This window comes from Streptomyces apocyni, assembly GCF_009739465.1.
GTDB lineage: Bacteria > Actinomycetota > Actinomycetes > Streptomycetales > Streptomycetaceae > Streptomyces > Streptomyces apocyni.
In genome coordinates this window covers 1-16,842 of sequence record NZ_WHOM01000040.1, presented here as the reverse complement: position 1 = coordinate 16,842, position 16,842 = coordinate 1, and the positions used below count along the sequence as shown (strand labels likewise).

The following is a 16,842-nucleotide window of genomic DNA, read 5'->3' as shown; positions in this document are numbered from 1 at the left end:
GACATGCATCAGACGACGTGCGTCAGACGATGTACGTCAGACGCGACGGCGCTTGGGGGGACGGCAGCCGTTGTGCGGCGTGGGGGTGACATCCTGGATCGAGCCGACCTCGAGGCCGGTGGCCTGGAGGGAGCGGATCGCGGTCTCACGGCCGGAACCGGGACCCTTGACGAAGACGTCGACCTTGCGCATGCCGTGCTCCTGCGCGCGACGGGCAGCCGACTCGGCGGCCATCTGCGCGGCGAACGGAGTCGACTTACGCGAGCCCTTGAAGCCCACGTGGCCCGCGGAGGCCCACGAGATCACGTTGCCGGTCGGGTCCGTGATGGACACGATCGTGTTGTTGAACGTGCTCTTGATGTGCGCGTGGCCGTGAGCGACGTTCTTCTTTTCCTTGCGGCGCACCTTCTTGGCAGCGCCCTGACGACCCTTGGGGGGCATCTAAATCTCCTACAGGGAGGTGGTCGGTCCTACAGCGAAGACCGCTGGCGGGGGTCCGCTGAGGACTACTTCTTGCCCGGCTTCTTCTTACCGGCGATGGCGCGACGCGGGCCCTTGCGGGTGCGGGCGTTGGTGCTGGTGCGCTGACCGTGAACGGGCAGGCCACGGCGGTGACGCAGACCCTGGTAGCAGCCGATCTCGACCTTGCGGCGGATGTCGGCCTGGATCTCGCGGCGGAGGTCACCCTCGGTACGGAGGTTGGCGTCCACGTACTCACGGATCTTGACCAGGTCCTCTTCGGACAGGTCACGAACGCGGGTGTTGGGGTTCACGCCGGTCTCGGCGAGAGTCCGCTGGGACTGAGTCCGGCCGATGCCGAACACGTAGGTGAGGGCGACCTCGACGCGCTTGTCACGCGGGATGTCGACACCGGAAACGCGTGCCATTCAATGGCTCCAGTTGATTCTCGGAGGTCTTCCGCAGCACCGCTCCCAACCGCCGACCACTTCCTTCGAAGCGGTGGTACGGACTGGGTCCCCGGCCTCCGAGCCGGGGGTGTCGCCCTCCGTTACAGAGAGGGACGGGTCCTGCGTATGTACATTTCGCTTGCGTCGCGCGAAGTTCTGCGGGTGCAGTAGGTGCGTCAGCCCTGGCGCTGCTTGTGGCGCGGGTTGTCGCAGATAACCATGACCCGGCCGTGACGGCGGATCACCCTGCACTTGTCGCAGATCTTCTTGACGCTCGGCTTGACCTTCATGTGGGTGAGGTTCTCCGGGTCAGTGCCACCACCCCGCGGACGCGGGGCACAGGCAAGATCTACTTGTAGCGGTAGACGATCCGGCCACGGGTGAGGTCGTACGGAGACAGCTCCACCACGACCCGGTCGTCAGGGAGGATGCGGATGTAGTGCATACGCATCTTGCCGCTGATGTGTGCCAGGACCTGGTGGCCGTTCTGGAGCTCAACCTTGAACATGGCGTTCGGCAGAGACTCGACGACAGTGCCCTCGATCTCGATGGCACCTTGCTTCTTGGCCACGCTTCGCCCTTCGAATCGACTACCTTGATCGACCTCGTGCGCACATGCAGACACACGGATGCACGAGAGCCGACGAGTCAGTCTACGTCAGGGACCTCGGAAAGACGAATCGAGGAAGGATGCCCCGCTGACAAGATCGTTAAGCAAGACGCAGGCCAGGCACAGGCCAGGCAGGCGCCAGGCAGGGGCCAGGCCCAGCTCAGCCCAGCGGGTCCGGCGCGGCCGTGATTCCGTACTCCGCCAGCTTCGCCCTGCCGCAGTCCGGCGCCGTCAGGACCAGCGGGCCCTGCTCCGTCAGCGCGATGGAGTGCTCCCAGTGCGAGGACCAGGTGCCGTCCGTGGTTTCCACGGTCCAGTCGTCCTCAAGCACCTCGGTGCGGGCGGTGCCCAGGCTCACCATCGGCTCGATGGCCAGGCACGTACCGGGCACCAGCTTGGGCCCACGGCCACGGCGGCGCTCGACGTAGTTCAGGACGTGCGGCTCCATGTGCATCTGGCTGCCGATGCCGTGGCCGCCGTAGTCCTGGATGATGCCGTACTTGCCGCTGGCCGGACGGGGCTGGCGGCGGATGTACGTCTCGATGGCCTTGGAGATGTCCACCAGCCGGTTGCCCAGCTTCATGGCCGCGATCCCGGCCCACATGGACTCCTCGGTCACCCGGGAGAGCTCCACCAGCTCGGGGGCGTGCCCGGACCCGACGAAGGCGGTGTACGCCGCGTCACCGTGCCAGCCCTCGATGATCGCGCCCGCGTCGATGGAGATGATGTCGCCGTCCTTGAGGACGGTCTCCTCGCTGGGGATGCCGTGCACCACGACCTGGTTCACCGACGTGCAGATGGTGGCGGGGAAGCCGCCGTACCCGAGGAAGTTCGACTTGGCGCCGTGCTCGGCCAGCACCTTGCGCGCCACGTCGTCCAGGTCCTTGGTGGTGGCGCCGGGCACCGCCGCCGCACGCGTGGCCTGGTGGATGGCGGCGACGACCAGTCCCGCCGCACGCATCTTGGCGATCTGCTCGGGAGTCTTGATCTCCACCATCGGGGCTTGCCTTCCAGATTCACGGTCATGGTCTTTACGCGGTCACCACCGCAACCGCCACTTGCTAACACTACGGCCGCGGTGACTGTTCGGTCACCGCGGCCGTAGGGGACGTACTGGCGCTGGCTCAGCTCTCGTCGGACTGCTTCAGCGCGGCCATCGCCCGCTCGGTCACATCGGCGACCTCACCGAGCGCGGAGATGGTGACCACCAGACCCTGGGCCCGGTAGTGGTCGATGATCGGCTCCGTCTGCTCGTGGTAGACGTCGAGCCGGGTGCGCACCGTCTCCTCGCTGTCGTCACCGCGCTGGTAGAGCTCGCCGCCACAGGCGTCACAGACATCCGCGGTCTTCGGCGGGCTGTACGTGACGTGGAAGACGTGCGCGCTGTCCTTGCGGCAGATCCGCCGCCCGGCGATGCGCTTGACGACCTCGTCCTCGGGAACCTCGAGGTCGAGCACCGCGTCCAGCTGCTGGCCCTCGGACTTGAGGAACTCGTCCAGCGCCTCGGCCTGCGGCACATTGCGCGGGAAGCCGTCGAGCAGGAAGCCACCAGCGGCGTCCGGCTGCTCCATGCGGTCCTTGGCCATGTCAATGGTGACCTCGTCCGGCACCAGTTGACCGGCGTCCATGATCGTCTTAGCACGCCTGCCCAGCTCAGTGCCCTGGCTGATGTTGGCGCGGAAGAGGTCGCCCGTGGAGATGTGCGGGATCGCGAGGTTCTTGGCGAGGTACGCGGCTTGCGTGCCCTTGCCAGCTCCTGGCGGTCCAACGAGGACGATACGCATCAGCGGAGGAACCCTTCGTAATTGCGCTGCTGGAGCTGGCTTTCGATCTGCTTCACGGTTTCCAGACCCACACCCACGATGATGAGGATGCTCGTCCCGCCGAACGGGAAGTTCTGGTTCGCGCCGAAGCCCGCCAACGCCATTGTCGGCACAAGAGCGATCAGGCCCAGATACAGCGACCCCGGCCAGGTGATCCGGTTGAGCACGTAGCTCAGATACTCAGCGGTGGGTCGACCAGCCCGGATGCCCGGGATGAAGCCACCATACTTCTTCATGTTGTCAGCGACTTCCTCGGGGTTGAACGAGATCGCCACATAGAAGAAGGCGAAGAACACGATCAACAGGAAGTACAGGATCAGGTGCGGCGTCGCGCCGCTGTCGGCCAGGTTGTCCTGGATCCAGCGCGCCCATCCGGAAGTCGAGCCGGAGAACTGCACGATCAGCGCCGGGATGTAGAGCAGCGACGAGGCGAAGATGACCGGGATGATGCCCGCCTGGTTGACCTTCAGCGGGATGTACGTGGACGTGCCGCCGTACGACCTGCGGCCGATCATGCGCTTCGCGTACTGGACCGGGATACGGCGCTGGGCCTGCTCGACGAAGACGACCAGGCCGACCATGAAGAGGCCCACCAGGATCACGATGCCGAACTCAATCCAGCCGTTGGCCAGCGAGCCCTGCTCCTTGATGGCCCACAGCGCGCCGGGGAAGCCGGCGGCGATGGAGATGAACATCAGGATCGACATGCCGTTGCCGATGCCGCGGTCGGTGATGAGCTCACCGAGCCACATGACGGTGGCCGTACCGGCGGTCATCGTGATGACCATGGTGACGGTGACGAAGATCGACTGGTCGGGGACGATCTGTCCGGCCTCCGGGCAACCCGGGAACAGTGCGCCGCTGCGGGCGGTGGCCACCAGGCCGGTGCCCTGCAGGACGGCGAGGGCGACGGTCAGATAACGCGTGTACTGCGTGATCTTCGCCTGGCCGGACTGGCCCTCCTTCTTGAGGGCTTCAAGGCGCGGGATCACCACGGTCAGCAGCTGCAGAATGATGCTCGCGGTGATGTAGGGCATGATGCCCAGCGCGAAGATGGTGACCTGGAGCAGCGCGCCACCACTGAACATCTGCATCAGGCCCATGAGACCGCCGGTATCGGCTCGGTCCAGGCATGCCTGAATGTTCGTGTAACTCACGCCGGGCAGCGGAATGTGCGCCCCGAAGCGGTAGACCACGATGATGCCGAGTGTGAAGAGCAGCTTCTTGCGCAGGTCGGGAGTTTGGAACGCCCGGGCGAACGCGGTGAGCACGGTGCCTCCTGCGACCCCCGCGCTACTGCGTCAGAGGTGACGGTCTTGAGGATCGACGTTTATGGACAGACAAGAGCCGCGGAGTCTGCCGAACGGACGGACCACGCGGCCCGGGACCGAAGTCCCAGATCGAATTACAGCAACAACGCACGCCACCTTACCGGCGCGCGTCGTCCCCCGGAACGACCAACCGGGGATGCCCCATTTGTGATGGGCATCCCCGGTGGGATCGTTCAGATCATCGGGCTCAGACGAGCTCGGTGACGGTGCCACCAGCGGCGGCGATCTTCTCCTTGGCGGAGCCGGAGACGGCGTCAACCGTCACCTGCAGCGCCACGGAAACCTCGCCCTGACCGAGGACCTTGACCAGGCTGTTCTTGCGAACGGCGCCCTTGGCGACCAGATCGGCCACCGTGACCTCGCCACCCTGCGGGTAGAGCGCGGCCAGCTTGTCAAGGTTCACGACCTGGTACTCGGTCTTGAACGGGTTCTTGAAGCCCTTGAGCTTCGGGAGACGCATGTGGAGGGGCATCTGGCCACCCTCGAAGCGCTCCGGAACCTGGTAACGGGCCTTGGTGCCCTTGGTACCACGACCAGCGGTCTTACCCTTGGACGCCTCACCACGACCGACACGGGTCTTGGCGGTCTTGGCACCCGGGGCAGGACGGAGGTTGTGGACCTTCAGCGGGTTCTGCTCCGCCATGTCAGTCGACCTCCTCGACCTTGACGAGGTGACGCACGGTGTGGACCATGCCGACGACCTCGGGGCGAGCCTCCCGGACGACGCTGTCGTTCAGCCGCTTGAGGCCGAGCGTGCGCAGCGTGTCACGGTGGTTCTGCTTGCTGCCGATGTACGACTTCGTCTGCGTGATCTTAAGGCGGGTCATTACGCACCCGCCCCAGCACGCGCACGGAGCAGAGCCGCGGGGGCGACGTCCTCGAGCGGCAGACCACGGCGGGCCGCGATCTCCTCGGGACGCTGCAGGCCCTTGAGGGCCGTCACGGTCGCGTGCACGATGTTGATCGCGTTGGACGAGCCGAGCGACTTCGACAGGATGTCGTGCACGCCGGCGCACTCGAGCACGGCACGCACCGGGCCACCGGCGATAACGCCGGTACCGGGGGAAGCCGGCTTGAGCATGACGACGCCAGCCGCCTTCTCACCCTGGATCGGGTGCGGGATGGTGCCCTGGATGCGGGGGACCTTGAAGAAGTTCTTCTTGGCCTCCTCGACGCCCTTGGCGATGGCGGCCGGAACTTCCTTGGCCTTGCCGTAACCGACACCCACGGTGCCGTCACCATCGCCTACCACGACGAGCGCGGTGAAGCTGAAGCGACGACCACCCTTCACAACCTTGGCGACGCGGTTGATCGCGACAACGCGCTCAACGTACGCGGTCTTCTCGGCGGCAGATGCGCCACCGTCGCGACCCTTCCGGTCCCGCCGCTCGCCGCCACCGGCACCGCTTCCGCGGCGCTGGGGTCCAGCCATTGGATTACCTCTCTCTTTCCGCTAGCTACGGAAGCTCAGAACTTGAGTCCGGCTTCGCGGGCGGCGTCCGCCAGGGCGGCGATGCGCCCGGCGTACTGGTTACCACCACGGTCGAACACGACGGCCTCGATGCCCGCGGCCTTGGCGCGCTCGGCGACCAGGGCCCCGACCTGCTTGGCCTGCGCGGACTTGTCGCCCTCGCCACCGCGGATCGACGTGTCCAGGGTGGACGCCGACGCGAGGGTGTGACCCTTCACGTCGTCGATCACCTGGGCGACGATGTTGCGGTTGGAGCGCGTCACGACCAGGCGCGGACGCTCAGCCGAACCCGTGACCTTCTTACGGATCCGGATGTGACGACGCTTGATGGCCGCACGCTTGTAAGCGTCGCCCTTAGCGATCTTCGTACCGTATGCCATGGCTTACTTACCCGCCTTTCCGACCTTGCGGCGGATGACTTCGCCCTCGTACTTGACACCCTTGGCCTTGTACGGGTCGGGCTTGCGCAGCTTGCGGATGTTGGCCGCAACCTCGCCGACCTTCTGCTTGTCGATGCCCTCGACCGAAAGCTTGGTCGCGGACTCCACCTTGAAGGTGATGCCCTCGGGGGCCTCGATCAGGATCGGGTGGCTGTAGCCGAGCGAGAACTCCAGGTTGGAGCCCTTCGCCAGGACGCGGTAACCGACACCGCTGATCTCGAGCTTCTTCACGTAACCCGTGGTCACGCCGGTGATCATGTTCGCCACCAGCGTGCGGGACAGGCCGTGCAGGGCCTTGTTCTGACGCTCGTCGTTGGGGCGGGTGACGTTGAGCACGCCATCCTCGCCCTTAGCAACCTCGATCGGTGCGGCGACGGTGTGCGAGAGGGTTCCCTTGGGGCCCTTCACCTGCACCGTACGGCCGTCGATGGTGACGTCCACGCCGGCGGGAACCGTGATGGGGAGCTTGCCAATACGCGACATTAGCTTTTCCTCCGTTCCCGACTACCAGACGTAGGCGAGGACTTCCCCACCTACGCCCTTCTTGCCTGCCTGCTGACCGGTCAGAAGACCGTGCGACGTGGAGATGATCGCCACGCCGAGGCCGCCAAGGACCTTGGGCAGGTTGGTGGACTTCGCGTAAACCCGGAGACCGGGCTTGGAGATCCGCTTGATGCCCGCGATGGAGCGCTCACGGTTCGGGCCGAACTTCAGCTCGAGGACGAGGTTCTTGCCGACCTCGGCGTCCTCGACCTTCCAGCCCGTGATGAAGCCCTCCTGCTGGAGAATCTCCGCGATGTGAGACTTGATCTTGCTGTGCGGCATCGCCACGGTGTCGTGGTACGCCGAGTTCGCGTTACGCAGACGCGTCAGCATGTCCGCGATCGGATCAGTCATGGTCATGAATTGGCCTTCGGCCTCTCTCACCGGGGTTTCCTGTATGCGCCATCCCTCTCCCCACACAGGGGCGGGACGGGTGCGGCGCGGGGACCTACGGCGTAGTAAGTCGGTAGGGCAGCGAGTGCCCAACCCCACAAGCCTACGGCATGTGAAGGAGGGCTCCCGCCGACCCGATACTTACCGAGAGCCTCTGGGTCATCCCAACTAAGGGATTACCAGGAGCTCTTGGTCACGCCCGGCAGCTCGCCACGGTGAGCCATCTCACGAAGGCACACGCGGCACAGGCCGAACTTGCGGTACACGGAGTGCGGACGGCCACAGCGCTGGCAGCGGGTGTAGGCACGCACACCGAACTTGGGCTTACGAGCAGCCTTGGCAATAAGAGCCTTCTTCGCCATCTCGCTTACGCCTCCTTGAACGGGAAGCCGAGGTGACGAAGGAGGGCGCGGCCCTCGTCGTCGTTGGTCGCCGTGGTGACCACGGTGATGTCCATACCCCGGACGCGGTCGATCTTGTCCTGGTCGATCTCGTGGAACATGACCTGCTCGGTGAGACCGAAGGTGTAGTTGCCACGGCCGTCGAACTGCTTGGGGGACAGACCACGGAAGTCGCGGATGCGCGGCAGCGCGAGCGACAGGGTGCGGTCCAGGAACTCCCACATGCGGTCGCCACGGAGCGTGACGTGGCAGCCGATCGGCTGGCCCTCACGCAGCTTGAACTGCGCGATGGACTTACGGGCCTTGGTGACGGCCGGCTTCTGACCGGTGATCGTGGTGAGGTCCTTGATGGCACCATCGATCAGCTTGGAGTCGCGGGCGGCGTCGCCCACACCCATGTTGACCACGATCTTCACGAGGCCGGGGATCTGCATGACGTTCTCGTACGAGAACTCCTCACGCAGCTTGCCCGCGATCTCCTCGCGGTACTTCGTCTTGAGACGCGGAGTGGTGGTGGTCGTCATCAGATGTCCTCACCCGTCCGCTTGGCAACGCGGATCTTGTTGCCCTCGTCGTCGAAGCGGTAACCGACGCGAGTGACGACCTTGTTGCCGTCCTTCTCCACGACGAGCTGCACGTTGCTCACGTGCACCGGCGCCTCGGTGGTGACGATGCCGCCGGCCTGCGAAGCGCGGCCCGGCTGGTTCGCCTTCGTGTGCTTCTTGACCCGGTTGACACCCTCGACCAGGACGCGGTCCTCGCGGGGGAAGGCCGCGATGACCTTGCCCTGCTTGCCCCTGTCCTTACCGGTGATGACCTGTACCAGGTCGCCCTTCTTGATCTTCATGCTTACAGCACCTCCGGCGCGAGCGAGATGATCTTCATGAACTTCTTCTCGCGCAGCTCACGGCCGACCGGGCCGAAGATACGGGTGCCGCGAGGGTCGCCGTCGTTCTTCAGAACAACAGCGGCGTTCTCGTCGAAGCGGATGTACGAGCCGTCCGGACGGCGGCGCTCCTTGACGGTGCGAACGATGACCGCCTTGATGACGTCACCCTTCTTCACGTTGCCGCCGGGGATCGCGTCCTTGACAGTGGCGACGATGACGTCACCGATGCCCGCGTAGCGGCGACCCGAGCCACCGAGAACACGGATGCAAAGGATTTCCTTCGCACCAGTGTTGTCGGCGACCTTGAGTCGCGACTCCTGCTGGATCACGTCTATCTCCTGATCGTCTGCCGGTTCCCGGCAGGGGCTTCACTCTTACGAGGTCGGCCCCTGCCGAGCCTGGCGGAACTGTCCTGCGGGATGAGCCCCGCAGGAATTACTTGGCCTTCTCGAGGATCTCGACGATGCGCCAGCGCTTGGTGGCGGACAGCGGCCGGGTCTCCATCAGGAGGACACGGTCGCCGACACCGGCAGCGTTCTGCTCGTCGTGGGCCTTGAGCTTGTTGGTACGGCGGATGACCTTGCCGTACAGCGCGTGCTTGACACGGTCCTCGACAGCGACGACGACGGTCTTGTCCATCTTGTCGCTGACGACCAGACCCTCACGGGTCTTGCGGAATCCGCGGGCGGCAGTCTCTTCAGTCACGTTCTTCTCGCTCATCAGGCGCTCTCCACCGTCTCGATGCCCAGCTCGCGCTCACGCATGAGGGTGTAGATCCGCGCGATGTCCTTGCGGACGGCCTTGAGCCGGCCGTGGTTCTCGAGCTGACCAGTCGCCGCCTGGAAGCGGAGGTTGAACAGCTCTTCCTTGGCCTCGCGGAGCTTGTTGAGAAGCTCCTCGTTGCCCAGCTCGCGCAGCTCGGACGCCTTGGTACCGGCCGACATCACGACTCACCTGCCTCGCGCCGAACGATCCGGCACTTCATCGGAAGCTTGTGAGCAGCGCGGGTAAGCGCCTCACGCGCAATCTTCTCGTTCGGGTAGGACAGCTCGAACATCACCCGACCGGGCTTGACGTTCGCGATCCACCACTCGGGGGAACCCTTACCGGAACCCATGCGGGTCTCGGCGGGCTTCTTGGTCAGCGGGCGGTCCGGGTAGATGTTGATCCAGACCTTGCCGCCACGCTTGATGTGACGCGTCATGGCGATACGAGCGGCCTCGATCTGACGGTTCGTCACGTAGGCCGGGGTCACCGCCTGGATGCCGTACTCGCCGAACGCCACCTCAGTGCCACCCTTGGCCATACCACTGCGCTTGGGGTGGTGCTGCTTGCGGTGCTTGACCCTACGAGGGATCAGCATGTCGGTCAGGCCTCCGTTCCAGTGCTCTCAGCCGGAGCGGCAGCCGCGGGCGCCTCGGCCTTGGGGGCCTCGGCTGCCGGTGCGGACTGCTGCTGCGGCTTGCGGCCGCGGCCGCCACGCTCGCCACCACGGCCACCACGGGCCGGGCGGTCGCTGCCGCCGCCACCACGGGCCGGGCGGTTACCCGCACGGGCCGCGGCGTTCTCGGCGCGAACCTCGGCGATGTTCTTGACGTCGCCCTTGTAGATCCAGACCTTCACGCCGATACGGCCAAAGGTCGTCTTGGCCTCGAAGAAGCCGTAGTCGACGTTCGCACGGAGGGTGTGCAGGGGCACACGGCCCTCGCGGTAGAACTCCGAGCGGGACATCTCGGCGCCGCCGAGACGGCCACCACACTGGATCTTGATGCCCTTGGCGCCGGCCTTCATCGTGCTCTGCATGCTCTTACGCATGGCACGACGGAAGGAGACGCGGGAGGACAGCTGCTCCGCGACGGCCTGCGCGACCAGCTGAGCGTCCACCTCGGGGTTCTTGACCTCGAGGATGTTCAGCTGGACCTGCTTGCCCGTGAGCTTCTCGAGGTCGCCGCGGATGCGGTCGGCCTCGGCGCCACGACGGCCGATGACGATGCCGGGACGCGCGGTGTGGATGTCCACACGCACACGGTCACGGGTGCGCTCGATCTCCACCTTCGAGATGCCGGCGCGCTCCATGCCCTGCGTCATCATCCGACGGATGGCGACGTCTTCCTTGACGTAGTCCTTGTACAGCTTGTCGGCGTACCACCGGGACTTGAAGTCCGTGGTGATGCCGAGCCGGAACCCGTGCGGGTTTACCTTCTGGCCCATTACCGGGTTCCTTCCTTGCTGCTGACGACCACGGTGATGTGGCTGGTCCGCTTACGGATCCGGTAGGCACGGCCCTGAGCACGCGGACGGAACCGCTTCAGGGTCGGGCCCTCGTCCACGTACGCCTCGCTGATGACCAGCGAAGAGGCGTCAGTGTGGTCGTAGTTGTGCGCGGCGTTGGCGATGGCGCTGTCCAGCACCTTGCCAACCGGCACGCTCGCGGCCTGCGGGGCGAAACGCAGGACCGCCTGAGCCTCCGTGGCATCCATGCCACGGATAAGGTCCACCACGCGGCGGGCCTTCATGGGCGTGACGCGGATGTACCGCGCCTGGGCCCTGGCTTCCATGGTTGTCCCTTCGGTGTCGTTCATAGTCTTCGCACCCGCCTCGTCAGCGACGCTTCGACTTGCGGTCGTCCTTGACGTGGCCGCGGAAGGTGCGGGTCGGCGCAAACTCGCCGAGCTTGTGGCCGACCATCGACTCGGTGACGAACACCGGGATGTGGGTCTTGCCGTTGTGCACCGCGATGGTGTGACCCAGCATGGCCGGGATGATCATCGAGCGCCGGGACCAGGTCTTGATGACGTTCTTGGAGCCTGCCTCGTTCTGTACGTCCACCTTCTTGATCAGGTGGTCGTCGACGAAGGGCCCCTTCTTGAGACTGCGCGGCATCTAAACCCGCTCCTAGCGCTTCTTGTTCGACTTGCGGCGGCGGACGATGTACTTGCTCGATGCCTTCTTGGGCGAGCGCGTACGACCTTCCTTCTTGCCCCACGGCGAGACCGGGTGGCGACCACCGGAGGTCTTGCCCTCACCACCACCGTGCGGGTGGTCGACCGGGTTCATCACGACACCACGCACGGTCGGGCGGACGCCCTTCCAGCGCATACGGCCGGCCTTGCCCCAGTTGATGTTCGACTGCTCGGCATTGCCGACCTCGCCGATCGTGGCGCGGCAGCGAACATCGACGAGACGGATCTCGCCAGACGGCATACGAAGGTGGGCCATAGCGCCCTCCTTCGCGAGCAGCTGCACCGAGGCACCCGCGGAGCGGGCGAACTTGGCGCCACCACCGGGACGGAGCTCGATCGCGTGGATCGTGGTACCGACCGGGATGTTGCGCAGCGCCAGGTTGTTGCCGGGCTTGATGTCGGCGCCAGGGCCGTTCTCAATCCGGTCGCCCTGGTTCAGGCCACGGGGGGCGATGATGTAGCGCTTCTCGCCGTCTGCGTAGTGCAGCAGCGCGATGCGCGCGGTGCGGTTGGGGTCGTACTCAATGTGCGCGACCTTCGCCGGCACGCCGTCCTTGTCGTGACGACGGAAGTCGATCACACGGTAGGCGCGCTTGTGTCCGCCACCCTGGTGGCGAACGGTGATCCGACCGGCGTTGTTACGGCCGCCCTTGCTGTGCAGCGGGCGAACCAGCGACTTCTCCGGCGTGGACCGCGTTACCTCGACGAAGTCGGCGACGGAGGAGCCACGGCGGCCCGGCGTCGTCGGCTTGTACTTGCGGATTCCCATTTCTCAGTCCTCGTCCGATATTCGGACCAGGGCACTCCGTTAGGAGGCCTGGCCGAAGATGTCGATACGGTCGCCCTCAGCGAGGGTCACGATGGCGCGCTTGGTGTCCGCACGCTTGCCGAAACCGGTGCGGGTGCGCTTGCGCTTGCCCTGCCGGTTGATCGTGTTGACCCCGGTGACCTTGACCGAGAAGACCGCCTCGACGGCCTGCTTGATCTGGGTCTTGTTGGCGCGCGGGTCGACGATGAACGTGTACTTGTTCTCGTCCAGGAGCGCGTAGCTCTTCTCCGAAACCACCGGCTTGACGAGCACGTCGCGGTGGTCGGTGTAGGTCTTGCTCGGCTCCGCCGGCGACTGCGGGCCGGGGCCCTCGGTGGCGCGACGCGCGGCCTTGGCGGCCCGCGCAGCCTTCGCTGCCTTGGCTTCCTTCGAGGCGATGCTCTGGTGGAACGTAGCCATCAGGCGTCACTCCCTTCGTTCTCTGCGGCCTTGGGGCCAGCGACGAAGGTGTCGAAGGCGGCCTTGGTGAAGACCACGTCGTCCGAAACGAGCACGTCGTACGTGTTCAGCTGGCCCGGCTCCAGGATGTGCACCTGGGGCAGGTTGCGAGCCGACAGCAGGGCCTTCTCGTCCTCGCGGGAGATGACCAGGAGCAGGTTCTTGCGCTCGCTGATCTTGCCCAGGAGGGTCTTGGCGGCCTTGGTGGAAACGTCGCCCTCGACCACGCCGGACACGACGTGGATGCGGTTGTTGCGGGCCCGGTCGGTGAGGGCACCGCGCAGGGCGGCGGCCTTCATCTTCTTCGGGGTCCGCTGCGAGTAGTCACGCGGTACGGGACCGTGGACGACGCCACCGCCGGCGAACTGCGGCGCACGGGTCGAACCCTGGCGCGCGCGGCCGGTGCCCTTCTGGCGGTACGGCTTCTTGCCACCGCCACGGACCTCGCCGCGGGTCTTGACCTTGTGCGTGCCCTGACGGGCCGCGGCCAGCTGCGCGACGACGACCTGGTGGATCAGCGGGATGCTGACCTTCGCGTCGAAGATCTCGCCCGGGAGCTCAACGGTCCCGGCGTTGTCGCCGGAGGGCGACAGAATGTCAATGGTGCTCATAGTCCTCAGGCCCCCTTGGCCGCGGTGCGGACCAGGACGAGGCCGCCGTTCGGACCAGGAACCGCGCCCTTGATGAGGAGCAGGCCCTTCTCCGCGTCAACGGCGTGAACGGTCAGGTTCTGGGTGGTGACCCGCTCGTTGCCCATGCGACCCGCCATGCGCATGCCCTTGAAGACACGGCCGGGGGTGGCACAGCCACCGATGGAACCGGGCATGCGGTGCACACGGTGGGCACCGTGGGACGCCTTGCCACCCTTGAAGTTGTGACGCTTCATGACACCGGCGAAGCCCTTGCCCTTGGTCTTGCCCGTGACGTCAACCTTGACGCCGGACTCGAAGACCTCGGCAGTGATCTCCTGACCGAGCGTGTACTCGCTCGCGTCGGAGGTACGGAGCTCCACCAGGTGGCGGCGCGGGGTCACGTCGGCCTTGGCGAAGTGGCCCTTGAGGGGCTTGTTCACCTTGCGCGGGTCGATCTCGCCGAAGGCGATCTGGACCGACTCGTAGCCGTCGGAGTCATTCGTACGGACCTGGGTAACGACGCAGGGCCCGGCCTTGACAACGGTCACCGGGACGACACGGTTGTTCTCGTCCCAGACCTGGGTCATGCCGAGCTTCTCGCCCAGGACGCCCTTGATCTGCTTAGCCATCTTCTCCGCGCCTCTCAGAGCTTGATCTCGATGTCAACGCCGGCCGGAAGGTCCAGGCGCATCAGCGAGTCAACGGTCTTGGGAGTCGGGTCGAGGATGTCGATCAGGCGCTTGTGCGTGCGCATCTCGAAGTGCTCGCGCGAGTCCTTGTACTTGTGCGGCGACTTGATGACGCAGTACACGTTCTTCTCAGTGGGCAGCGGCACCGGGCCTGCGACCGACGCACCAGTGCGGGTCACCGTCTCGACGATCTTCTTCGCCGAGGAGTCGATGACCTCGTGGTCGTAGGCCTTGAGCCGGATGCGGATCTTCTGTCCCGCCATGGCTACTTTGTAGTCCTGTCTCTCGAACGCTCTGGAACCTGAGGGGTTCTACCAACTCTTCTCCGACCCACGCGGTCGGGCGTGTCGCAGTCTCACTGACAGGGATCTCCCAAAGGATTTCCCTGCTAGGGGCTGCGGCCGATGACCGCGCAGTGGGGGAAGAACACCCACCAGGCGCCTGGTTGAAGGCACCCCGCTGCACTTCCCGGAAGATTCCCGTACGTCCGCCCCAGCGCTGCCATAGGGCAGATAGGGCGACGAGTACTGTGGGACTCGCTTCCGGTCCTCCCGGCGGGAGGCGCGCAGCATCGGCACTCAACCGAGCAACCCCGACAGTCTGCCATACGGGGCAGAGCCCTGGCCAATCGAGCCGGAGAGCGTACCCGGTACGGGGCGAAGGTCAAACCCAGGACGGCACGCCCCGCACTCCCGGTCGGTTGATATATTGGACAGGTCGATATATCAACCACGTTCCCGCAGGAGGCCCCCATGTCCAGGACCCTGGTCGACATCGACGACGACACTCTCCACGCGGCACAGCGGCAGCTCGGCACCAAGACGAAGCGGGACACCATCAACCGCGCCCTGACGATAGCGGCGGCGATCAGCGCGGACGATCGGGCGCGGGCGCTGCGCTGGCTGCAGGAGAACGCCGACTCGTACCTCGACTTCGACGTCCTGGAGGAACGGGAGCGGTCCGGACTGTGACCTACCTCGCCGACACCTCCGCCGTCTGGCGGCTGCTACGTGGCCAGATCGACGAACCCTGGCCGGGCCGCGTGGCGCGCGGACTCGTCGCCCTCACCCCACCCGTCGAGACCGAGCTGATGCCCGGCCTGCGCACCGACCGCGACCACGAGCCCTTCTTCACCATGCTCGGCCAGACCTTCGGCTGGGTTCCCGCGATCGAAGACCCCTGGCCACACGTCATCGCCGTACAACGAGACCTCGTGCGCATCGGGCACCATCGCGGCCCCTCCCCGCTGGACATCGTCATCGCGCTCACAGCGGAACGCCGGGACCTGACCCTGCTCCACGTCGACGACGACTTCGCGGCGATCGCGAAGGTGCGCCCCGACCTCCGACTGGAACGGCTGCGCCCGACAGTCAGGTGAGGAGGGTCAGCTCCAGCTGACGGGTCGCTTACGGGCGGTCACTCGCCCGGCCACCTCACCGAGACGTAGTTGCCGGGCCTGCCCGCGTGCCCTGGCCGATCACCTGAGGGTCAGGCGCATTCCGACGAGCTGTTGTCGACGTGGAAGACGTAGCCGCCCTTCCAGTTGACGAGGTTCGAGGTGTTGGCCTCGTTCCTCATCACCGCGGAAATGCCGACACAGCGACCTCCGCGCGCGAGGGTGCTGCTGTACACCGGGCCCGCGTACTGGGAGAACTTTCCGTGGTCGCGGTCACCGGCCGACTTGTTCTCGCCTGGCCAGATCCGCAGGTCCATGTAGTTGGCGCCCCCGGGCGTGTTGTTGTCGAGGATCGCGCAGGCGCTCTTGCCCTTCATGTAGAAGAACAGTGTCGCGTGGCGCTTGCTCGCATTGGGCAGCGCCTTGGCGTCGGTGAATTCGTACCCGCTGCCGCAGACGCTCGCGGATGCGGCGGACGCCGTGGTGGCGGGCATGGCTATGCCCATCACGGCGAGCGCGGAGCCCGCGACGGCCAGACGTGTCAGATTCCTGCCGAACGAAGACACAGGTTCCCCCTGAAGTTGTTGTGCTGGTCGAGTGCCTCTGAAGCCGAGGAGGGAGATCGAACCCCGCTCGGGTGGAAGCGACAGGACCCTAGGCGCCGGGACTCTTCAGAGACTCTTCCTTCTGGAAGATCACTCTCCGCACTGGTCTCCCTACCGGGGCCGGATGGCGGACAGGTCCTCGCCGTACACCGGACCTCGTACATCACGCGGTCCGCCCCGACATGGATGCGCAGCAGGTCGGCGCTGCCGAACGCACCCCGGAGCCGTGGTTACGGAGGAGGCCAGCGAGGTCAGCGACGACGGGGGCGAGGCGCGTGAGCCGGGTCGAGCGGATGGGGCAGGCGGGGCGGGGTGCGCGGGTCGGCGTCGTGGTGGGCCAGTACCGCATTGGGCACCGGTGGCCGCCCGGTCCGTCCGATGATGGCAGGTCCGGCCCGAGTATCAAGGGCGCTCCCTACGGTCGCGTCGGCTCCGCCGATTCCGCTACCGCTCCACCCTTGACACCCGACCCGGACCCGCG

The 16,842-nt window shown here is 65.9% G+C and carries 31 protein-coding genes; 2 read left to right on the top strand and 29 right to left on the bottom strand.

Features of this window, described 5'->3' with window-relative positions:
- Positions 1-36: 36 nt before the first annotated feature.
- The 28 genes from rpsK to rpsJ all read right to left on the bottom strand — a co-directional run bounded on the left by rpsK (position 37) and on the right by rpsJ (position 14,623).
- Positions 37-441 (bottom strand): 30S ribosomal protein S11, encoded by a 405-nt coding sequence (gene rpsK / locus GCN81_RS07445; protein ID WP_003948617.1) that lies wholly within the window; start codon positions 439-441, stop codon positions 37-39.
- Between the two features lie 65 nt (positions 442-506).
- Positions 507-887, bottom strand: a complete 381-nt coding sequence (gene rpsM, locus GCN81_RS07440) for a 30S ribosomal protein S13 (protein WP_156722943.1) — start codon at positions 885-887, stop codon at positions 507-509.
- Between the two features lie 197 nt (positions 888-1,084).
- Complete coding sequence (rpmJ, locus tag GCN81_RS07435; protein ID WP_003974245.1) at positions 1,085-1,198, bottom strand: 50S ribosomal protein L36; 114 nt, start codon at positions 1,196-1,198, stop codon at positions 1,085-1,087.
- A 59-nt stretch (positions 1,199-1,257) separates the two neighbouring features.
- A complete protein-coding gene (gene infA / locus GCN81_RS07430) occupies positions 1,258-1,479 on the bottom strand; it encodes a translation initiation factor IF-1 (protein ID WP_003948620.1) in 222 nt (73 codons plus the stop codon).
- A 199-nt stretch (positions 1,480-1,678) separates the two neighbouring features.
- Positions 1,679-2,515, bottom strand: coding sequence for a type I methionyl aminopeptidase (map, locus tag GCN81_RS07425; RefSeq protein ID WP_156722941.1), 837 nt, complete (start codon positions 2,513-2,515; stop codon positions 1,679-1,681).
- 127 nt (positions 2,516-2,642) lie between these two features.
- Positions 2,643-3,302: an adenylate kinase gene (locus GCN81_RS07420; RefSeq protein ID WP_156722940.1), complete on the bottom strand. Its 660-nt coding sequence runs from the start codon at positions 3,300-3,302 to the stop codon at positions 2,643-2,645.
- Positions 3,302-4,612: a preprotein translocase subunit SecY gene (secY, locus tag GCN81_RS07415; RefSeq protein ID WP_156722938.1), complete on the bottom strand. Its 1,311-nt coding sequence runs from the start codon at positions 4,610-4,612 to the stop codon at positions 3,302-3,304. The genes GCN81_RS07420 and secY overlap by 1 nt, the downstream gene beginning before the upstream one ends.
- 247 nt (positions 4,613-4,859) lie before the next feature.
- Complete coding sequence (rplO, locus tag GCN81_RS07410; protein WP_156722936.1) at positions 4,860-5,315, bottom strand: 50S ribosomal protein L15; 456 nt, start codon at positions 5,313-5,315, stop codon at positions 4,860-4,862.
- Between the two features lies 1 nt (position 5,316).
- The gene (gene rpmD, locus GCN81_RS07405) at positions 5,317-5,499 is read right to left on the bottom strand and encodes a 50S ribosomal protein L30 (protein WP_156722934.1); all 183 of its coding nucleotides are present in this window, start codon (positions 5,497-5,499) and stop codon (positions 5,317-5,319) included.
- Entirely contained in the window at positions 5,499-6,104 is a 606-nt protein-coding gene (gene rpsE, locus GCN81_RS07400) for a 30S ribosomal protein S5 (protein ID WP_156722933.1), read from the bottom strand. Before rpsE ends, rpmD begins: the two co-directional genes overlap by 1 nt.
- Before the next feature lie 35 nt (positions 6,105-6,139).
- Complete coding sequence (gene rplR, locus GCN81_RS07395) at positions 6,140-6,523, bottom strand: 50S ribosomal protein L18 (RefSeq protein WP_156722931.1); 384 nt, start codon at positions 6,521-6,523, stop codon at positions 6,140-6,142.
- Between the two features lie 3 nt (positions 6,524-6,526).
- Entirely contained in the window at positions 6,527-7,066 is a 540-nt protein-coding gene (rplF, locus tag GCN81_RS07390) for a 50S ribosomal protein L6 (RefSeq protein ID WP_156722929.1), read from the bottom strand.
- 21 nt (positions 7,067-7,087) lie between these two features.
- Positions 7,088-7,486 carry a 30S ribosomal protein S8 gene (rpsH, locus tag GCN81_RS07385; protein ID WP_018528360.1) on the bottom strand — a complete coding sequence of 133 codons (399 nt, stop codon included), beginning with the start codon at positions 7,484-7,486 and terminating at the stop codon, positions 7,088-7,090.
- Between the two features lie 209 nt (positions 7,487-7,695).
- Positions 7,696-7,881, bottom strand: coding sequence for a type Z 30S ribosomal protein S14 (locus GCN81_RS07375; RefSeq protein WP_003956452.1), 186 nt, complete (start codon positions 7,879-7,881; stop codon positions 7,696-7,698).
- Between the two features lie 5 nt (positions 7,882-7,886).
- Positions 7,887-8,444, bottom strand: coding sequence for a 50S ribosomal protein L5 (rplE, locus tag GCN81_RS07370; RefSeq protein WP_156722926.1), 558 nt, complete (start codon positions 8,442-8,444; stop codon positions 7,887-7,889).
- Positions 8,444-8,767 carry a 50S ribosomal protein L24 gene (gene rplX, locus GCN81_RS07365; protein WP_156722923.1) on the bottom strand — a complete coding sequence of 108 codons (324 nt, stop codon included), beginning with the start codon at positions 8,765-8,767 and terminating at the stop codon, positions 8,444-8,446. Before rplX ends, rplE begins: the two co-directional genes overlap by 1 nt.
- 2 nt (positions 8,768-8,769) lie before the next feature.
- Complete coding sequence (gene rplN, locus GCN81_RS07360) at positions 8,770-9,138, bottom strand: 50S ribosomal protein L14 (RefSeq protein WP_156722921.1); 369 nt, start codon at positions 9,136-9,138, stop codon at positions 8,770-8,772.
- Between the two features lie 106 nt (positions 9,139-9,244).
- Positions 9,245-9,529, bottom strand: coding sequence for a 30S ribosomal protein S17 (rpsQ, locus tag GCN81_RS07355; protein ID WP_156722919.1), 285 nt, complete (start codon positions 9,527-9,529; stop codon positions 9,245-9,247).
- Entirely contained in the window at positions 9,529-9,753 is a 225-nt protein-coding gene (rpmC, locus tag GCN81_RS07350) for a 50S ribosomal protein L29 (protein WP_010036720.1), read from the bottom strand. The genes rpsQ and rpmC overlap by 1 nt, the downstream gene beginning before the upstream one ends.
- Positions 9,753-10,172, bottom strand: coding sequence for a 50S ribosomal protein L16 (gene rplP / locus GCN81_RS07345; RefSeq protein ID WP_156722917.1), 420 nt, complete (start codon positions 10,170-10,172; stop codon positions 9,753-9,755). The genes rpmC and rplP overlap by 1 nt, the downstream gene beginning before the upstream one ends.
- Positions 10,173-10,177: 5 nt before the next feature.
- Positions 10,178-11,020 (bottom strand): 30S ribosomal protein S3, encoded by an 843-nt coding sequence (gene rpsC, locus GCN81_RS07340; RefSeq protein WP_156722915.1) that lies wholly within the window; start codon positions 11,018-11,020, stop codon positions 10,178-10,180.
- Positions 11,020-11,367 (bottom strand): 50S ribosomal protein L22, encoded by a 348-nt coding sequence (gene rplV / locus GCN81_RS07335; protein WP_004571827.1) that lies wholly within the window; start codon positions 11,365-11,367, stop codon positions 11,020-11,022. Before rplV ends, rpsC begins: the two co-directional genes overlap by 1 nt.
- A gap of 43 nt (positions 11,368-11,410) precedes the next feature.
- On the bottom strand, positions 11,411-11,692 hold the full coding sequence (rpsS, locus tag GCN81_RS07330) for a 30S ribosomal protein S19 (RefSeq protein ID WP_156722913.1): 282 nt from the start codon (positions 11,690-11,692) through the stop codon (positions 11,411-11,413).
- A 12-nt stretch (positions 11,693-11,704) separates the two neighbouring features.
- Positions 11,705-12,541: a 50S ribosomal protein L2 gene (gene rplB, locus GCN81_RS07325; protein ID WP_156722911.1), complete on the bottom strand. Its 837-nt coding sequence runs from the start codon at positions 12,539-12,541 to the stop codon at positions 11,705-11,707.
- Between the two features lie 39 nt (positions 12,542-12,580).
- A complete protein-coding gene (gene rplW, locus GCN81_RS07320; RefSeq protein ID WP_156722909.1) occupies positions 12,581-13,000 on the bottom strand; it encodes a 50S ribosomal protein L23 in 420 nt (139 codons plus the stop codon).
- On the bottom strand, positions 13,000-13,650 hold the full coding sequence (gene rplD, locus GCN81_RS07315) for a 50S ribosomal protein L4 (RefSeq protein ID WP_156722907.1): 651 nt from the start codon (positions 13,648-13,650) through the stop codon (positions 13,000-13,002). Before rplD ends, rplW begins: the two co-directional genes overlap by 1 nt.
- 5 nt (positions 13,651-13,655) lie before the next feature.
- Entirely contained in the window at positions 13,656-14,300 is a 645-nt protein-coding gene (rplC, locus tag GCN81_RS07310; RefSeq protein WP_156722906.1) for a 50S ribosomal protein L3, read from the bottom strand.
- Between the two features lie 14 nt (positions 14,301-14,314).
- Positions 14,315-14,623: a 30S ribosomal protein S10 gene (rpsJ, locus tag GCN81_RS07305; protein WP_003948644.1), complete on the bottom strand. Its 309-nt coding sequence runs from the start codon at positions 14,621-14,623 to the stop codon at positions 14,315-14,317.
- Positions 14,624-15,112: 489 nt separating this feature from the next.
- On the opposite strand from rpsJ, the gene GCN81_RS07300 reads away from it, so the two are divergent.
- Both GCN81_RS07300 and GCN81_RS07295 read left to right on the top strand, forming a co-directional pair.
- Positions 15,113-15,331 (top strand): type II toxin-antitoxin system VapB family antitoxin, encoded by a 219-nt coding sequence (locus GCN81_RS07300; protein WP_156722904.1) that lies wholly within the window; start codon positions 15,113-15,115, stop codon positions 15,329-15,331.
- Positions 15,328-15,738, top strand: coding sequence for a PIN domain-containing protein (locus GCN81_RS07295; protein ID WP_156722902.1), 411 nt, complete (start codon positions 15,328-15,330; stop codon positions 15,736-15,738). The genes GCN81_RS07300 and GCN81_RS07295 overlap by 4 nt, the downstream gene beginning before the upstream one ends.
- Before the next feature lie 110 nt (positions 15,739-15,848).
- Here the strand turns inward: GCN81_RS07295 and GCN81_RS07290 are convergent, their stop codons facing one another.
- Positions 15,849-16,322 carry a hypothetical protein gene (locus GCN81_RS07290; RefSeq protein WP_156722901.1) on the bottom strand — a complete coding sequence of 158 codons (474 nt, stop codon included), beginning with the start codon at positions 16,320-16,322 and terminating at the stop codon, positions 15,849-15,851.
- Positions 16,323-16,842: the final 520 nt, after the last annotated feature.

Excerpts from the sequence above, each read along its gene's own strand:
- rpsK (WP_003948617.1), bottom strand. The coding sequence starts at position 441 with ATGCCCCCCAAGGGTCGTCAGGGCGCTGCCAAGAAGGTGCGCCGCAAG.
- rpsM (WP_156722943.1), bottom strand. The coding sequence starts at position 887 with ATGGCACGCGTTTCCGGTGTCGACATCCCGCGTGACAAGCGCGTCGAG.
- rpmJ (WP_003974245.1), bottom strand. The coding sequence starts at position 1,198 with ATGAAGGTCAAGCCGAGCGTCAAGAAGATCTGCGACAAGTGCAGGGTG.
- map (WP_156722941.1), bottom strand. The coding sequence starts at position 2,515 with ATGGTGGAGATCAAGACTCCCGAGCAGATCGCCAAGATGCGTGCGGCG.
- GCN81_RS07420 (WP_156722940.1), bottom strand. The coding sequence starts at position 3,302 with ATGCGTATCGTCCTCGTTGGACCGCCAGGAGCTGGCAAGGGCACGCAA.
- rplO (WP_156722936.1), bottom strand. The coding sequence starts at position 5,315 with ATGGCGGAGCAGAACCCGCTGAAGGTCCACAACCTCCGTCCTGCCCCG.
- rpmD (WP_156722934.1), bottom strand. The coding sequence starts at position 5,499 with ATGACCCGCCTTAAGATCACGCAGACGAAGTCGTACATCGGCAGCAAG.
- rpsE (WP_156722933.1), bottom strand. The coding sequence starts at position 6,104 with ATGGCTGGACCCCAGCGCCGCGGAAGCGGTGCCGGTGGCGGCGAGCGG.
- rplR (WP_156722931.1), bottom strand. The coding sequence starts at position 6,523 with ATGGCATACGGTACGAAGATCGCTAAGGGCGACGCTTACAAGCGTGCG.
- rplF (WP_156722929.1), bottom strand. The coding sequence starts at position 7,066 with ATGTCGCGTATTGGCAAGCTCCCCATCACGGTTCCCGCCGGCGTGGAC.
- rpsH (WP_018528360.1), bottom strand. The coding sequence starts at position 7,486 with ATGACCATGACTGATCCGATCGCGGACATGCTGACGCGTCTGCGTAAC.
- GCN81_RS07375 (WP_003956452.1), bottom strand. The coding sequence starts at position 7,881 with ATGGCGAAGAAGGCTCTTATTGCCAAGGCTGCTCGTAAGCCCAAGTTC.
- rplE (WP_156722926.1), bottom strand. The coding sequence starts at position 8,444 with ATGACGACCACCACCACTCCGCGTCTCAAGACGAAGTACCGCGAGGAG.
- rplX (WP_156722923.1), bottom strand. The coding sequence starts at position 8,767 with ATGAAGATCAAGAAGGGCGACCTGGTACAGGTCATCACCGGTAAGGAC.
- rpsQ (WP_156722919.1), bottom strand. The coding sequence starts at position 9,529 with ATGAGCGAGAAGAACGTGACTGAAGAGACTGCCGCCCGCGGATTCCGC.
- rpmC (WP_010036720.1), bottom strand. The coding sequence starts at position 9,753 with ATGTCGGCCGGTACCAAGGCGTCCGAGCTGCGCGAGCTGGGCAACGAG.
- rplP (WP_156722917.1), bottom strand. The coding sequence starts at position 10,172 with ATGCTGATCCCTCGTAGGGTCAAGCACCGCAAGCAGCACCACCCCAAG.
- rpsC (WP_156722915.1), bottom strand. The coding sequence starts at position 11,020 with ATGGGCCAGAAGGTAAACCCGCACGGGTTCCGGCTCGGCATCACCACG.
- rplV (WP_004571827.1), bottom strand. The coding sequence starts at position 11,367 with ATGGAAGCCAGGGCCCAGGCGCGGTACATCCGCGTCACGCCCATGAAG.
- rpsS (WP_156722913.1), bottom strand. The coding sequence starts at position 11,692 with ATGCCGCGCAGTCTCAAGAAGGGGCCCTTCGTCGACGACCACCTGATC.
- rplB (WP_156722911.1), bottom strand. The coding sequence starts at position 12,541 with ATGGGAATCCGCAAGTACAAGCCGACGACGCCGGGCCGCCGTGGCTCC.
- rplW (WP_156722909.1), bottom strand. The coding sequence starts at position 13,000 with ATGGCTACGTTCCACCAGAGCATCGCCTCGAAGGAAGCCAAGGCAGCG.
- rplD (WP_156722907.1), bottom strand. The coding sequence starts at position 13,650 with ATGAGCACCATTGACATTCTGTCGCCCTCCGGCGACAACGCCGGGACC.
- rplC (WP_156722906.1), bottom strand. The coding sequence starts at position 14,300 with ATGGCTAAGCAGATCAAGGGCGTCCTGGGCGAGAAGCTCGGCATGACC.
- rpsJ (WP_003948644.1), bottom strand. The coding sequence starts at position 14,623 with ATGGCGGGACAGAAGATCCGCATCCGGCTCAAGGCCTACGACCACGAG.
- GCN81_RS07300 (WP_156722904.1), top strand. The coding sequence starts at position 15,113 with ATGTCCAGGACCCTGGTCGACATCGACGACGACACTCTCCACGCGGCA.